Here is a 13,637-nt window from a genome sequence, read left to right as displayed (position 1 = left end):
ACTCAGCCACCGAACACCTGCCTCCCATCACGCGACTCGCATTCGACGGGAACAACGTGTTGAGAAACTACATTTAGGCGATGCGTCGGAAGGGCGCGGCCAGCAGTTCGCCGACGGATTGCCGGGTGGGGTCGCCCGACGGGGCCGACGCCAGGCCGATGGTCAGCCAGCGTCCCCCGTCCGGTGGCACAGTCGATGCGGTACCGAACAGCCGGTCGAACGCCGTCAAAAGCGTGGCGTAGTGGCTGTCGGTCTGGGGTTGGTGGGCGCTGTGGTGTATGCGATGGAAGGCCGGTGTGACGATCACCCAGGCCAGCGCGCGGTCCAGCCACGCAGGCAGTCGCAGGTTGCCGTGCGACCAGGTAGTGACTCCTACCGCCAGCAGACTGTAGGCGAGCACTGCGCCCCACGGAGGCGCCAGCACCAGCAACACCGGCAGCGTGACCAGCGCCGACACGGCGCTCTCGAGCGGGTGATGGCGGTGCGCAGTGGTTGCATCCAGTTCGGTATCGCTGTGGTGCACGGCGTGCAGGCGCCAGAGCCAGCCGATGCGGTGGCTTATCCGGTGGAAGGTGTAGAGCACACCTTCCATCACGACCAGCGTCAGCGGCCATTGCACCCACCATGGCCAGCCCGACTTGGCCAGGCCGAGGGACGGCCATGGCTCGCCACCTCCCTGCGTAGCGGCGTGCAGCAGCATCGGCATGCCGAGCGTGACGGCGATGGCCAGCGCCGACAGCGCCAGGTTGTGCAGCCAGCGCCGCAGCGGTGGCGTGCTTGCGGGGTGCAGCGGGATGAACGCTTCCAGCACTAGCACCACCGCCAGACTGAGCACGACCGCAGCCAGATAGATCTGAAGCATGGACTAGCTCTGGCGATGGCGCCGTGGTGCGGCAGACAGCGCCGTCGGATTGAGATCGGGCAATGTGGTCAGCTGGGAACGAAGACAAAGTGCACGCTGCACTTGTTGCCCGGCGTCACTTGCGCGCCGACCGTGCACTCCGGAACTTCCGGCGGAGGCGACTCGATGGTCACGCCTTCGTTCGGCCGAATGTCGGTGATCTTCAGCGTGACCGCGGTGCCGTTGGTTGCGCGCAGCCAATAATTACCTGTGACCGAGCCACCCGTGGTCGACGACATGGACACGTCTTGCGCGGCAATGGCGGCGGCCTCACGCACCACGCCGTGGCCGGTGAACGTTGCCACCGCAGCGCCGCCCAATATCAGCAGGTTGGACATCAGCTTTCCGCCCACGCGACCGCGCAGCACGCGGTAAGCCACGGCGACCACCAGCAGCACAATCAGGGCGAGCGACCATTGCCCCAGTGTCGGGACGGCTGCCGCCAGCGGGGCATAGTCGATCGTGCCGCCTGGCGGCACGATCGTGCCGGCGTGGGCCAAAGTGCCAGCGCCCAGCATGGCAGCTGCTGCGCTACAGCGCACGGCGTTGCGGATCGAAAGAGTGGTCATGCGGGCGTCCTTGCAGTGGGAATGGTTGATCGGGTCAATGCGCAAGCACGCGCATTCTTGTGCGCCGGTTGCATGCTGCGCAATAGGCCGAACGGCCTACGTCATATGGTGGATGCACTGCCCTTTCGGGCGCATGGCTGCGCGGTCAGCGGGCGCGGCGAAAGGTGAGGTTGATACGCTTCGGGCCGGTCAGCGGGTGCTCACCATCAGGCACCGGCGCCACGCCGTGAAAGCGAAGCCGGTCGGCGCCGCCCCAGACCACCACGTCGCCGTGCAGCAAGGGTATGCGTTCAGCGCGGTCAGCTCGCACGCCACCGCCCCAGAGGAAGACAGCAGGCAGGCCGAGTGAGACCGAAACGATGGGGTGCGTGAAGTCGTCCTCGTCGCGGTCCTGGTGCAGCGAAAGGCGCGTGCCAGGCACGTATCGGTTGATGAGACAGGCATCTGGCGCGAAGGCGTCAAAGCCCGCGTGCGCAGCGGCGGATGCCGCCAGGTCGGCGAACGGCTGCGGCATGGCGGGCCAGGGCCGCGCGCTCATCGGGTCGAGCGCGGTGTAGCGGTAGCCGTGCCGGTCGCTCACCCAGCCCAGCGCGCCGCAGTTGGTCAGCGCCACCTGCATGTGCTGGCCGCCGGGCGTGCGCATGCGCCGGAAGGGCGCTTGGGCGATGACCGATTGCAGCGACAACCAAAGTACGTCGACGCACGGCAGTGCCCAGCCCCGCAGCACCACCGCGGCAGCTCCAAGCCGGGTCACGGCCCCGGTTGAGGTGCTGCCGGTGTCGTCGAAGAGGGGCAGGGTCATGGCATCTCGGGTCTCGCCTTGACTGATGAACAAATAGGGCTGAGACCGTTGGTGGATGTGCGCAGTCAGCTATCGAAAAAGGAGTTCACTGCCATTTGCCCGGCCATATGTGCAGCAGGGCGACCGTCATCACCACATAGCGCAGCAGCTTGCCGGCGGCCATGTAGGCGGTGCACGGAGGCAGGGGCATCCGCAACCAGCCCGCCACGGCGCACAGCGGGTCGCCGACCACCGGCAGGAAAGCGAAGAAGCACGCGCGCGGGCCCAGGCGTTCCAGCCAGCGCAGCGCGCGCAGGTGCGTGGGCGAATGGCGGTAGTGGTCGACCAGCTGGTGCGCGCCCAGGCCCATCCACCAGCTCAGCATGCCGCCCAGGGTGTTGCCAGCGGTGGCCACCAGGATGGCCGGCCAGAACAGTTCCGGATTCAGCTTGATGAGGCCGAACACCGCCGGCTCCGAACCCAGCGGCAGCAGCGTGGCGGACACGAAGGCGACGATGAACACGGTGGACAGGCCGAATTCGGGCAGCGCCAGTGCTTGCATCAGCGTGTGCAGGTGAGCGGTCAGCCAGGCTTCCATGGGGTGCGAGTGTAGGCAGTCGACAGATGGTTTCAGTTGCTGAAAGTTTGAGCAGGTAAAATTCGCCCCTCTGCCCGCGCGGCCCGCCTTCGTTGACCGATGAGCCGCAGGGAATCAGCGCATGCAGATCGGCCCTTACCTTCTCCCCAACCACCTGTTCGTTGCCCCCATGGCGGGGGTGACGGACCGGCCGTTCCGTCAGCTGTGCCGGCGCTTTGGTGCGGGCTACGCCGTCAGCGAGATGGTCACGTCGCGCAAGGACCTGTGGCACACGCTCAAGACCAGCCGCCGCGCCGACCACACCGGCGAGCCCGGCCCGATCGCCGTGCAGATCGCCGGCACCGACGCGGCCATGATGGCCGAGGCCGCGGCCTACAACGTCGACCGGGGCGCGCAGATCATCGACATCAACATGGGTTGCCCCGCCAAGAAGGTTTGCAACAAATGGGCCGGCAGCGCGCTGATGCAGGACGAGGCGCTGGCGCTGCAAATCATTGACGCCGTGGTCGCCGCCTGCGCGCCGCACGGTGTGCCCGTCACGCTGAAGATGCGCACCGGCTGGTGCGCGCAGGTGAAGAATGCGCCGGCGCTGGCGCGCGCCGCCGAAAGCGCGGGCGTGCAGATGCTCACCGTGCACGGCCGCACGCGCGAGCAGGGCTACAAAGGGCAGGCCGAGCACGACACCGTGGCCGCCATCAAGGCCGCGCTGCGCATTCCGGTGGTGGCCAACGGCGACATCGATTCGCCCGAACGCGCGCGCGACGTGCTGCGCGCCACCGGCGCTGACGCCGTCATGATCGGCCGCGCCGCGCAAGGCCGGCCTTGGCTGTTCCGCGAGATCGCCCACTTTCTGGCGACGGGCGAACACCTGGCGCCGCCGCTGGTGCTGGAGGTGCGCCGCGCACTGTTGGAACATTTGCAGGACCACTACGGCCTGTACGGCGAGCACACCGGCGTGCGCTCGGCCCGCAAACACATTGGCTGGTACGTGCGCAGCCTGCCGGGCGGCGAAGCCCTGCGCGAGCGCATCAACGGCATCGAAGGCGCCGACGTGCAATGGCAGGCGGTCGCGGATTTTTTTGAGGAACTGGCCGCAAGCCATGAGCGTCTGCCGCAGTCGGCGCCCGCTTCGCAGCCCGCGGGAGAGTTGGAGGCCCGCAGAGCATGAGCAAGAACCACATCGAAGCCTGCGTGCGCGAGAGCCTGGAGGCCTACTTTCGCGACCTGCGCGGGATCGAGCCCGATGGCCTGTATGAAATGGTGACGCGCGTCGTCGAGAAACCACTGCTGGACGTGGTGATGCAGCACGCAGGGCAGAACCAGTCGCGCGCGGCCGAGTGGCTGGGGATGAACCGCAATACGCTGCGCAAGAAGCTGGTCGAACATAAGTTGATATGACGGGCACCCCCCCTGAGTCGCCTGGCGGCGCCTTCCCCCCTCACTCTCCGCGCTGCGCGCTGCGGGAGGGGGGACAACGCCAATGCCCGGCGCAGGTCCGGGCATGGCGTTCGTTGGCTTGGCCTGCTCCGCGGCCATTTGATCGGTGGTGCGATGCGGACGGCGGCTGGGCTTGCGCGGGCGGGTCGGCTGGCGACGTTATTGCGTGCGGGTTTGCCCATTTGCTTTTAATTTCATAGCTGCCTGCGCAGATTGCACTAGGGCGAGCGGCTGATTTGGTTCTTAATACGGGTTCAAGCATGAATGCGCTGATTTCTGTTTCCGACAAGACCGGCGTGGCCGATTTCGCGGCTGCTTTGGTGGCGCTGGGGTTCAATTTGCTGTCGACCGGCGGCACGGCGAAGCTGCTGGAGGACGCTGGCTTGCCGGTGACCGAGGTGGCGGAGGTGACGCAGTTCCCTGAGATGCTGGACGGCCGCGTGAAGACGCTGCACCCGAAGGTGCACGGCGGCTTGCTGGCGCGCCGCGACGTGCCGGCCCACATGGATGCGCTGGCGCAGCACGGCATCGGCACGATCGATCTGCTGGTGGTCAACCTGTACCCTTTTGAGGCGACGGTGGCCAAGCCCGGCTGCACGCTGACCGACGCAATCGAGAACATCGACATCGGCGGTCCGGCCATGGTGCGCAGCGCCGCCAAGAACTGGAAAGACGTGGCCGTGCTGACCGACGCCAGCCAGTACGCCCCCGTGCTGGCCGAGCTGCAGGCGGGCGGCGGCAAGCTGTCCGACAAGACGCGCTTCGGCCTGGCCGTGGCCGCGTTCAACCGCATCAGCAACTACGACGCGGCTATCAGCGATTACCTGTCTGCTATCGAATTCGATGCTGGCAGCGCCGACGGGGCGCCGGTCAGAACGCTTTTTCCTGCCCAAAGCAATGGGCGATTCATCAAGCTGCAGGACCTGCGCTATGGCGAGAACCCGCACCAGCAGGCGGCCTTTTACCGCGACCTGTACCCGGCGCCGGGCTCGCTGGTGTCGGCCGCGCAGCTGCAGGGCAAGGAGCTGAGCTACAACAACATCGCCGACGGCGACGCGGCCTGGGAATGCGTCAAGCAATTCGTGCAGCCCGCCTGCGTGATCGTCAAGCACGCCAACCCCTGCGGCGTGGCGGTGGCGGACGGCGCGCTGGCCGCGTACCAGAAGGCCTTCCAGACCGACCCGACCAGCGCCTTCGGCGGCATCATCGCCTTCAACGTGCCGGTGGACGGCGCCACGGCCGAAGCCGTGTCCAAGCAGTTTGTCGAAGTGCTGATGGCGCCCGACTTCAGCCCAGAGGCGCGCGCCGTCTTTGCGGCCAAGGCCAATGTGCGGCTGCTGCAGATTTCGCTCGACGGCGTGCAGCGCGACGGCGACACGCCCTGGGCGCGCGGGCAGAACGCGATGGACGTCAAGCGCGTCGGCTCGGGCCTCTTGATCCAGACCGCCGACTTCCACGACCTGAAAGCCAGCGACCTGGAAGTGGTCACGAAGCTGCAGCCCACGCCGCAGCAAATCCAGGACCTGCTGTTCGCCTGGCAGGTCGCCCAGTTCGTCAAGAGCAACGCCATCGTCTTCTGCAAGGACGGCATGACGCTGGGCGTGGGCGCCGGCCAGATGAGCCGCCTGGATTCGGCGCGCATCGCCAGCATCAAGGCGCAGCACGCCGATCTGTCGCTGCAGGGCTCAGCCGTGGCGAGCGACGCCTTCTTCCCGTTCCGCGACGGGCTGGATGTGGTGATCGACCAGGGTGCGAGCTGCGTGATCCAGCCCGGCGGCTCAATGCGCGACCAGGAGGTGATCGACGCCGCGAATGAGCGCGGCGTGGCCATGGTGTTCACGCGCGTGCGGCACTTCCGCCATTAATTTTTAAGCCAAATCGGGCTGCAGCGCTAGAGCCACCTGCGCAAGCAGCTCACAAAAAAAGAGCGGCTGGGCCGTTCTTTTTCTTGGAAGGGTGCGATCAGCTCGGGGCCAGGCCGTGCGCTCAGCAGCGCGACGGGTACAGCGAGCAGTTCACGCCGCGGCCGTTGTAGCGGTCGTCGCGACGCAGGTCGTTGTTGTGCCGTTGGGATGAATCGCGTGGCACCAGGGTGGTGATGTCCGCGCCAGCGGCGGGCGTGATGGCGGCGACTTTGCCCACGGCGACGGGTTGGGTCAGGCGTTTTTCGTTGGCGGCCAGTGTCACGGGCTCCGCGGCCGGCGCCTTGGCCATGAGGGTGCCGACCGGCGCGGCGGCTGGAGTGGCGGCGCGCTGCGCGGCCAACTCGGCGTTGAGGCGCTCGTTCATCGCAGCGGCGCGCTTGGCCTTGGCTTCGGCTTGCACACTGGCGGCTTGTGCGGCGGCCTGCTGACTGGCCTCGCTGGGCGCCGCCTCCGACGGGCTGTTGGTGTGCGTGCGCGGCAGGTGGATTGAAGTGGACGGCTCGCTGTGTGAGGTGCTGTGGTGCGATCCGCCGCTGCGGATCTTGATGCCTTTGGCAGGCGCGGCGGTGGAAACGGCCATCAGCGCGGCCAGCAGAAGCAGAGCGGGTGTTTTCATTCGGTTACCTTTGGGCGAAGTCGCCGCAGCATACCCAATCGGCCGCCCGCTGTGGCCCACTGTTGCGCGCGAACGTCGACAAAATCACGCGCTCGGCGCGGCGCGCAACGCTGCTGGGCTCGGACTGCGAAATAAGGCCGGGCGAAGCGTGGGGCGGCGCGTTGGGCTAACGCAGGTTGACAATGAAATGAGCCTGTGGCCCTACAACCATCTGCGCGAGCAGCTACGCTATTGGAAGCAGATGCGCGATGCGGCGTGCGATCGGCGTGCGCGGTGCAGGACGCGTGGTTGGCGCGCGTTGCGACGCGAAAGGGCGCGGCGCTCCGGCTGCGGGTGCAAGGGAAAATTCGCCTCGACCCTACAACCACCTGCGCGGTCCGCTAGCTATTTTGAAGCGCACCGCTTGACGCGGTCGCTCGTTGGCTGGCGCCTCGGCGGCGCTGCCCGCGCACTGGCGGCTTGTGGCGGGCCGCACGTGGCGCGGTGAATGGGCAAGGCCGGAGATGCTGGCCAAGGATCGATCAAGTGGTCTTTTTGGCCGTCAGCCCTACAACCAACTGCGCGGCCAGCTATGCTTTTGGTAGTTCTCGGAAGGCTTCGCGTGCCGCGTCCAGGGTGGCGTCGATGTCTGCGTCGCTGTGGGCGCCGCTCACGAAGCCCGCCTCGTACAGCGCCGGGGCGATGTACACGCCGCGGTCGAGCAGGGCGTGGAACAGCTGGTTGAAGTGCTCGCCGTTGCTCTTCATGACTTCGGTGTAGTTCTGCGGCAGCGTGGGCAGCAGGAAGAAGCCGAACATGCCGCCCTGACAGTCGGCCACGAAGGGCACGCCTTCTTCGGCGGCGACGGTTTTCAGGCCGTCGACCAGGCGCTGCGTCTTGGCGCTGAGCGACTCGAAGAAGCCCGGGCGCTTGATCTCGCGCAGCGTGGCCAGGCCGCAGGCGGTGGCGACGGGGTTGCCCGACAGCGTGCCGGCTTGGTAAACGGGGCCGAGCGGCGCGAGCTGTTCCATGACGCTGCGCTTGCCGCCGAAGGCCGCCAGCGGCATGCCGCCGCCGATGACCTTGCCCATGACGGTGATGTCGGGCTCGAAGCCGGGGATCGCCTGCGCGTACACGCTTTGCGCGCTGCCCAGGGCGACGCGGCAGCCGGTCATGACCTCGTCGTAGATCAGCAGCGCGCCGTGCTGGGTGCACAGCTCGCGGCAGCGGCGGGTGAATTCGACGCTGGCGCGCACGAAGTTCATATTCCCGGCGATCGGCTCCATGATCAGGCCGGCGATGGCAGGGCCGTGCTCGGCAAAGGCCTCCTCCAGCTGGGCGACGTTGTTGTACTCGAGCACCAGGGTGTGCTGCACCACTTCGGGCGGTACACCGGCGCTGGTGGGGTTGCCGAAGGTCGCCAGACCCGAGCCGGCCTTGACCAGCAGCGCATCGGCGTGGCCGTGGTAGCAGCCCTCGAACTTGATGATCTTGTCGCGGCCGGTGGCGCCGCGCGCCAGGCGGATGGCGCTCATGCCGGCCTCGGTGCCGGAGCTGACCAGGCGCACCATCTCCATCGACGGCACGAGCGAGAGGATTTCCTCGGCCAGCTCGATCTCGCGCTCGGTCGGCGCGCCGAACGAAAAGCCTTGTTCGGCCGCCTTGCGCACGGCTTCCAGCACAGCCGGGTGGCCGTGGCCCAGGATCATCGGGCCCCAGGAGCCGATGTAGTCGATGTAGCGCTGGTCGTTGGCGTCCCAGAAATAGGCGCCGTGGGCGCGCTGCACGAAGCGGGGCGTGCCGCCCACGGCGCGGAAGGCGCGCACGGGTGAGTTGACGCCGCCCGGGATCACGAGGCGCGCGCGCGCCATCAGGGCGTCGTTCAGATCAGTGTTGGATGTCATTGGAAGGGTTGGGGATGTGAATCGGGGGTTCGCCCTGCGGGGCATCGCCCTCGGCCTCGGCCGGGTCGTCGGATTCGGCCCAGAACAGGCGGTCGGCTACGGCGCGACCCATGCCGGGGTGAAAACCGTGGTCCAGCGCCTGGTCCAGGTACTGCAGTGCCTCGGCGGTGGCATGCGTCAGCTCGCTGCCAGTGGCCAGCAGGGCCGCCAAGGCTGCCGAGAGGATATCGCCTGCGCCCATGAAGCCGGCTTCGATGCGCTCGAAGGCCTGGCTGAACAGTTCGGCATCCGGCGAGGCGAGCACATTGCCGACCCGGTCGCCTTCCAGGGCCAGGCCCGTGACCAGCAGGTAGGGCACGCCGTGCGCGGCGGCAGCGCGGGCCAGCTCGGTGGGCCGGGCGCGCCGGTCGGTGGTCGACTCCGGCAGCAGCCAGTGCCGCAGCGTGGTGTTGTTGCCCACCAACACGGCGGTCTGGGGCAGCAGCAGGTCGCGCAGGGCGTCAAGGTAGGTTTCGATCTCCGGCTCATCCCACCACGACAGGTCGGGCAGAAAGGCGATGACAGGCACGTCGGCGTAGTCGGCAGCAAACGCCGCCACCATCGCCACCGCTTCGGCGCTGCCCAGAAAACCTACCTTGATGGTCTGCAGCGGGACGTCCTCCGCCACCGCGCGCGCCTGCTCGTCTATGGCGGAGGCGGGGAACGCGACCCAGCCGGACGCGTCGCGCGTGTCGCGCAGGTAGGCGCCAGTCGCCACCGGCAGCGCATGCGTGCCGATGGAGGCCATGACCAGAGCGTCGCTGGTCAGGCCGCCAGCACCCACGGCGTCGTTGGCGTTGAAGCTGAGTACACAGGGAAGGGTGTCTTCGCCGGGTGTGTGCGCTGACTTGTCGTTATCTTGCGACGGTTGCATCACTTGCATTAGGCCATCAGGCAACATCAGACAGTATTTCGGCGCCTTGATGCGACAAAGTGCCGAGCGCTTACAACACCGCTGGATACAATCAATTGCATTCTACGCACGTGCAACTTAAGCTGTAATGAATTCAAGGACGTGGATGTGTTTGATCTGCGGCTGGCTCTACGAGGAGAGTGAGGGCGCGCCCGATCATGGTATCGCGCCAGGGACGCCATGGGAGGAAGTGCCCATGAACTGGACTTGCCCCGAGTGCGGGGCCAGGAAGGACGATTTCGAAATGGTTCAGATCTGAGCTCCCCAGGAGCTCGGTCTGGTTCTGTGTGCAGGTAAGGGCGGCTGGCTTCGGTCACCCGGTACAGAAACAAGGTCGTGAGGGTTCAATGGCTCAAAAGCGCGTGCTCGTCATTGATGACAGCAACACCATTCGGCGCAGCGCCGAGATTTTCCTCAAGCAGGGTGGCCATGAGGTCATGCTTGCGGAGGATGGCTTCGATGCGCTGGCCAAGGTCAACGATGCCCAGCCCGATCTGATCTTCTGCGACATCCTGATGCCACGCTTGGATGGTTACCAGACCTGCGCGATCATCAAGCGTAACGAAAAGTTCTCCGCTACGCCCATTGTCATGCTGTCGTCCAAAGATGGCGTCTTCGACAAGGCCAGAGGTCGGATGGTGGGCTCGCAGGACTACCTGACCAAGCCATTTACCAAGGACCAACTGCTGCAGGCGGTAGAGCAGTTTGGCGCGGCGAACTGAGGAGAACTGAAATGACGATTCGCAATGTCCTGATCGTGGACGATTCCAAGACGGAAATCATGTTCCTGAGCGAGATGCTCAAGAAGGCTGGCTACAGCGTGACGTCGGCCGAGAACGCAGAGGATGCGCACCGCCGCCTGGAGGCGGCCAAACCCGACCTGATTCTGATGGATGTGGTGATGCCCGGCCAGAACGGCTTTCAGCTTACCCGGGCGATTGCCCGCGACCCCAGGTTTGCCGACGTGCCCATCATCATGTGTACCAGCAAGAACCAGGAAACCGACCGCGTCTGGGGCATGCGCCAAGGCGCACGCGACTACATCACCAAGCCGGTGGATCAGGCCGAGTTGATGGCCAAGATCAAGGCGCTGGGCTGATTGCGGCATGTCGAACAAGCAGGCCCTTCGGGAATTCCAGAGCCGTCTGGCTCAACGCCTTCAATCCGCGCGCATGTCGGGTGTGTCGGCGTCATGGCTGGCCGTCGAGGCCGGCTCCCGGCGCCTGTTGTTTCCTCTCAGCCACGCTGGCGAGATATTTTCGTGGACCGACGTCCAATCGGTGCCCTACACGCATGAGTGGTTCTTGGGTGTAGCCAACCTGCGCGGTGGATTGCATGGTGTGGTGGATCTGGCCGCGTTTGTCGAAGCCGGCGACGCGATCCGGCGCAGCGAACTGGAACTCTCCCAGTCGCGCCTGGTGGCCCTGAATCCCATGCTGGATACCAACTGCGCAGTGCTCGTCGACCGACTCCAGGGCTTGCGCACGGCAGAGGCATTCGCTTCGTCGTCCCCGGCGGACGGAGAGTTGCCGCCTTATTTCGGTCCAACCTTCATCGATCTGGATGGCGCCCAGTGGCAGGAAATCAACCTGCAGGCTCTGTCACAGCATCAGCCGTTTCTCGGTATTGGCGTCTAGTTAATCCAAGGTTTCATCATGGCAAACCCTCTTTCCAATCTGTTCAAGAAAAAGCCGCAGGATGGCCTCGCCCAAGGCGAGGAACTCGCCATGCAGGATGGCGCGCGCGTGGCGCCACCGGCGTCTGACTATGAATCGCGCGTTCCTATGGACAGCACCGTCATGATTTCGGCCATGGAGGAGCCCGACGAGCAGCCCGTGTCGAATGAGGAGGTGTTCGCGGTCCCGGTACTCGGTACGCGCACTGCCGCGCAGCACCAGCGAATTCTTTCGATCCTCCTGGTGCTGTCGTTCCTCGTGCTGACGGCGGCGGTGTATTGGGTGGTATCGCAGACCAACCGCGCCGCTGCGCAGGTGGGTGCAACGGGCCAGGCGCTGATGCAGTCGCAACGGGTGGCGAAGTCGGTGTCGCAGGCGCTGGTCGGTAGCCCAGAAGCTTTTGCGGAACTGAAGGAGAGTTCGGCAGCGCTCACGAGCAACGTCGAGGGTCTCAAGAGCGGCAATGCCATGGTGACGCCGCTGGATGCCAGCCACGCTGATGCGTTGAGCAAGATATCTACGCTGGTAGACCGTGCCGATAAGAATGCTGCAGTGGTGCTCGGCCAGCAAAAAACCCTGACCCAGGTTGGTTCCTCATTGCGTTCGGTGGGGCGCCAGTCGTCTGATCTGCTCGAGGTGGCCGAAACCATCTCCTCGCTGAAGCTGCAACAGAATGCCCCGCCTGCCGAAATTTCGGCTGCCGGCCAGCTGGTGATGTTGACCCAGCGCATCGGCAAGTCTGCCAACGAATTCATGACTATGGAAGGCGTGAGCCCCGAGGCCGTGTTCCTGTTGGGCAAGGATCTGAACTCCTTCAGGGAAATCGCCCAGGGCCTGCTGGACGGCAGTCAGGAACTGCGTCTGGCCCCGGCACGTGACGAACAGACCCGCGAGCGTCTGGGTGCGCTGCTGAAGATGTACGAGGAAACGCGTACTTTGGCCGGCGGCATCCTAGGCAACCTGCAGGGCTTGGTGTCTGCGCGCGAAGCACAGACCGCCGTGGTCGCCGACAGCGAACCATTGCGCAAAGACCTGGAAGCCCTGCAGACCAGCCTGTCGTCGGCATCTGGTTTGAGTTGGGAAAGCTTCCTTATGCTGGTGGTGCCTGCACTGGTAGCCGTGCTTGCTGCGGTGGGCTTCGGTTACGTGCAGTTGCGTGAAAGTCGACAACGCCAGGGACTGGCAGAACTGCAGCGCCACTCTGCTGAGCAGCAGCAGCAGGAAAGCAAGCGCGTCAACGACGCCAACCAGGCTGCCATTCTTCGCCTGATGAACGAGTTGCAGACGGTGGCCGAAGGCGATCTGACGCAGGAAGCCACGGTGACTGAAGACATTACTGGTGCCATCGCAGACTCCGTGAACTACACGGTGGAGGAACTGCGCTCACTGGTGGGCAACGTGCAGAGCACGGCAACACGAGTTGCCCAGACGACGTCGCGTGTGGAATCCACGTCGACCGAACTGCTCGCCACGTCGACCGAGCAGCTGCGCGAAATTCGCGAAACCGGCCAGTCGGTTCTGGACATGGCAGCACGCATTAACGACGTGTCCTCTCAGGCGCAGGAGTCGGCTTCGGTGGCTCGCCAATCTCTGATGGCCGCAGAATCGGGCCTGACCGCGGTGCAGAACGCCATCGGCGGTATGAATGCCATTCGCGACCAAATTCAGGAAACGTCCAAGCGGATCAAGCGGCTGGGCGAATCGTCGCAGGAGATTGGTGAAATCACCGAACTGATTGCCGACATTACGGAGCAGACGAACGTGTTGGCACTGAACGCTGCCATCCAGGCCGCGTCTGCCGGTGAAGCAGGCCGAGGCTTCTCGGTGGTTGCAGAAGAGGTTCAGCGACTGGCCGAGCGCTCTGGCGACGCCACGCGACAGATTGCAGCGCTGGTGAAGGCGATTCAGACGGACACGCAGGATGCGGTGGCCGCCATGGAGCGCTCCACGCAGGGTGTGGTGGAAGGAGCACGGCTGTCGGACAATGCTGGTACGGCCCTGTCCGAGATCGACCAGGTGTCACGCAAGCTGGCCGACCTGATTGAACAGATTTCGTCTTCGGCTTCCAAGGAGGCCGGTCAGGCGAACGAGGTGGCTAGCAATATCCAGCACATTTTTGCGGTGACGGAGCAGACTGGCGAGAGCACCCGGACGACGGCCAACCAAGTTCGCGAACTGGCCCGTATGGCCGACGAACTGCGCCAGTCGGTGGCGCGTTTCAAGATCGCCTGAGTGACAGCGGCGCCCGCCCATTGCGCGGGCCGGTCCTGTAACAAGGAATCGGGTTTGCTTTCGGAGT

General features: G+C 65.4%; 15 protein-coding genes. 8 read left to right on the top strand and 7 right to left on the bottom strand.

Features of this window, described 5'->3' with window-relative positions; translation table 11 throughout:
- Positions 1 to 73: 73 nt before the first annotated feature.
- The 4 genes from FVQ98_RS08090 to FVQ98_RS08075 form a co-directional block, all read right to left on the bottom strand.
- Positions 74 to 862, bottom strand: a complete 789-nt coding sequence (locus FVQ98_RS08090) for a sterol desaturase family protein (RefSeq protein WP_147912924.1) — start codon at positions 860 to 862, stop codon at positions 74 to 76.
- A gap of 68 nt (positions 863 to 930) precedes the next feature.
- Positions 931 to 1,470: a midcut-by-XrtH protein gene (locus FVQ98_RS08085; protein WP_147912923.1), complete on the bottom strand. Its 540-nt coding sequence runs from the start codon at positions 1,468 to 1,470 to the stop codon at positions 931 to 933.
- A 145-nt stretch (positions 1,471 to 1,615) separates the two neighbouring features.
- Positions 1,616 to 2,272, bottom strand: a complete 657-nt coding sequence (gene alkB / locus FVQ98_RS08080; RefSeq protein ID WP_147912922.1) for a DNA oxidative demethylase AlkB — start codon at positions 2,270 to 2,272, stop codon at positions 1,616 to 1,618.
- A gap of 85 nt (positions 2,273 to 2,357) precedes the next feature.
- A complete protein-coding gene (locus FVQ98_RS08075) occupies positions 2,358 to 2,849 on the bottom strand; it encodes a YqaA family protein (RefSeq protein WP_147912921.1) in 492 nt (163 codons plus the stop codon).
- 121 nt (positions 2,850 to 2,970) lie between these two features.
- Here FVQ98_RS08075 and dusB point away from each other — a divergent pair, with 121 nt between their 5' ends.
- From dusB to purH, 3 genes are all read left to right on the top strand, one after another.
- The gene (gene dusB / locus FVQ98_RS08070; protein ID WP_147912920.1) at positions 2,971 to 4,017 is read left to right on the top strand and encodes a tRNA dihydrouridine synthase DusB; all 1,047 of its coding nucleotides are present in this window, start codon (positions 2,971 to 2,973) and stop codon (positions 4,015 to 4,017) included.
- Positions 4,014 to 4,247, top strand: coding sequence for a Fis family transcriptional regulator (locus FVQ98_RS08065; RefSeq protein ID WP_147912919.1), 234 nt, complete (start codon positions 4,014 to 4,016; stop codon positions 4,245 to 4,247). Before dusB ends, FVQ98_RS08065 begins: the two co-directional genes overlap by 4 nt.
- Positions 4,248 to 4,546: 299 nt before the next feature.
- Positions 4,547 to 6,151 carry a bifunctional phosphoribosylaminoimidazolecarboxamide formyltransferase/IMP cyclohydrolase gene (gene purH / locus FVQ98_RS08060; RefSeq protein WP_147912918.1) on the top strand — a complete coding sequence of 535 codons (1,605 nt, stop codon included), beginning with the start codon at positions 4,547 to 4,549 and terminating at the stop codon, positions 6,149 to 6,151.
- Positions 6,152 to 6,272: 121 nt separating this feature from the next.
- On the opposite strand, the gene FVQ98_RS08055 is transcribed toward purH, so the two are convergent.
- The 3 genes from FVQ98_RS08055 to thiD form a co-directional block, all read right to left on the bottom strand.
- Positions 6,273 to 6,827 carry a hypothetical protein gene (locus tag FVQ98_RS08055; protein WP_147912917.1) on the bottom strand — a complete coding sequence of 185 codons (555 nt, stop codon included), beginning with the start codon at positions 6,825 to 6,827 and terminating at the stop codon, positions 6,273 to 6,275.
- 569 nt (positions 6,828 to 7,396) lie between these two features.
- Positions 7,397 to 8,710, bottom strand: a complete 1,314-nt coding sequence (gene hemL / locus FVQ98_RS08050) for a glutamate-1-semialdehyde 2,1-aminomutase (RefSeq protein ID WP_147912916.1) — start codon at positions 8,708 to 8,710, stop codon at positions 7,397 to 7,399.
- Positions 8,694 to 9,632: a bifunctional hydroxymethylpyrimidine kinase/phosphomethylpyrimidine kinase gene (gene thiD / locus FVQ98_RS08045; RefSeq protein WP_147912915.1), complete on the bottom strand. Its 939-nt coding sequence runs from the start codon at positions 9,630 to 9,632 to the stop codon at positions 8,694 to 8,696. The genes hemL and thiD overlap by 17 nt, the downstream gene beginning before the upstream one ends.
- Before the next feature lie 118 nt (positions 9,633 to 9,750).
- Between thiD and FVQ98_RS08040 the strand changes: the two genes are divergently transcribed.
- The 5 genes from FVQ98_RS08040 (at position 9,751) to FVQ98_RS08020 (ending at position 13,570) form a co-directional block, all read left to right on the top strand.
- Positions 9,751 to 9,921, top strand: coding sequence for a rubredoxin (locus FVQ98_RS08040; RefSeq protein WP_147912914.1), 171 nt, complete (start codon positions 9,751 to 9,753; stop codon positions 9,919 to 9,921).
- A gap of 88 nt (positions 9,922 to 10,009) precedes the next feature.
- Positions 10,010 to 10,384 (top strand): response regulator, encoded by a 375-nt coding sequence (locus tag FVQ98_RS08035; protein ID WP_147912913.1) that lies wholly within the window; start codon positions 10,010 to 10,012, stop codon positions 10,382 to 10,384.
- 11 nt (positions 10,385 to 10,395) lie between these two features.
- Positions 10,396 to 10,761 (top strand): response regulator transcription factor, encoded by a 366-nt coding sequence (locus tag FVQ98_RS08030; RefSeq protein WP_147912912.1) that lies wholly within the window; start codon positions 10,396 to 10,398, stop codon positions 10,759 to 10,761.
- A gap of 7 nt (positions 10,762 to 10,768) precedes the next feature.
- Complete coding sequence (locus FVQ98_RS08025) at positions 10,769 to 11,299, top strand: chemotaxis protein CheW (protein WP_147912911.1); 531 nt, start codon at positions 10,769 to 10,771, stop codon at positions 11,297 to 11,299.
- Positions 11,300 to 11,317: 18 nt separating this feature from the next.
- Positions 11,318 to 13,570, top strand: a complete 2,253-nt coding sequence (locus tag FVQ98_RS08020) for a methyl-accepting chemotaxis protein (RefSeq protein WP_147912910.1) — start codon at positions 11,318 to 11,320, stop codon at positions 13,568 to 13,570.
- Positions 13,571 to 13,637 lie beyond the last annotated feature (67 nt).

The sequence above is a fragment of the Ottowia flava genome, assembly GCF_008017535.1.
Taxonomy (GTDB): domain Bacteria; phylum Pseudomonadota; class Gammaproteobacteria; order Burkholderiales; family Burkholderiaceae_C; genus Ottowia; species Ottowia flava.
Note: the sequence above shows the minus strand (reverse complement) of the source record. Positions and strands in the feature narration are given on the sequence as shown.

Coding starts and splice junctions, on each gene's coding strand:
- FVQ98_RS08085 (WP_147912923.1), bottom strand. CDS start 1,470: ATGACCACTCTTTCGATCCGCAACGCCGTGCGCTGTAGCGCAGCAGCT.
- FVQ98_RS08065 (WP_147912919.1), top strand. CDS start 4,014: ATGAGCAAGAACCACATCGAAGCCTGCGTGCGCGAGAGCCTGGAGGCC.
- FVQ98_RS08090 (WP_147912924.1), bottom strand. CDS start 862: ATGCTTCAGATCTATCTGGCTGCGGTCGTGCTCAGTCTGGCGGTGGTG.
- alkB (WP_147912922.1), bottom strand. CDS start 2,272: ATGACCCTGCCCCTCTTCGACGACACCGGCAGCACCTCAACCGGGGCC.
- FVQ98_RS08035 (WP_147912913.1), top strand. CDS start 10,010: ATGGCTCAAAAGCGCGTGCTCGTCATTGATGACAGCAACACCATTCGG.
- FVQ98_RS08055 (WP_147912917.1), bottom strand. CDS start 6,827: ATGAAAACACCCGCTCTGCTTCTGCTGGCCGCGCTGATGGCCGTTTCC.
- dusB (WP_147912920.1), top strand. CDS start 2,971: ATGCAGATCGGCCCTTACCTTCTCCCCAACCACCTGTTCGTTGCCCCC.
- hemL (WP_147912916.1), bottom strand. CDS start 8,710: ATGACATCCAACACTGATCTGAACGACGCCCTGATGGCGCGCGCGCGC.
- thiD (WP_147912915.1), bottom strand. CDS start 9,632: ATGCAAGTGATGCAACCGTCGCAAGATAACGACAAGTCAGCGCACACA.
- FVQ98_RS08075 (WP_147912921.1), bottom strand. CDS start 2,849: ATGGAAGCCTGGCTGACCGCTCACCTGCACACGCTGATGCAAGCACTG.
- FVQ98_RS08025 (WP_147912911.1), top strand. CDS start 10,769: ATGTCGAACAAGCAGGCCCTTCGGGAATTCCAGAGCCGTCTGGCTCAA.
- purH (WP_147912918.1), top strand. CDS start 4,547: ATGAATGCGCTGATTTCTGTTTCCGACAAGACCGGCGTGGCCGATTTC.
- FVQ98_RS08020 (WP_147912910.1), top strand. CDS start 11,318: ATGGCAAACCCTCTTTCCAATCTGTTCAAGAAAAAGCCGCAGGATGGC.
- FVQ98_RS08040 (WP_147912914.1), top strand. CDS start 9,751: ATGAATTCAAGGACGTGGATGTGTTTGATCTGCGGCTGGCTCTACGAG.
- FVQ98_RS08030 (WP_147912912.1), top strand. CDS start 10,396: ATGACGATTCGCAATGTCCTGATCGTGGACGATTCCAAGACGGAAATC.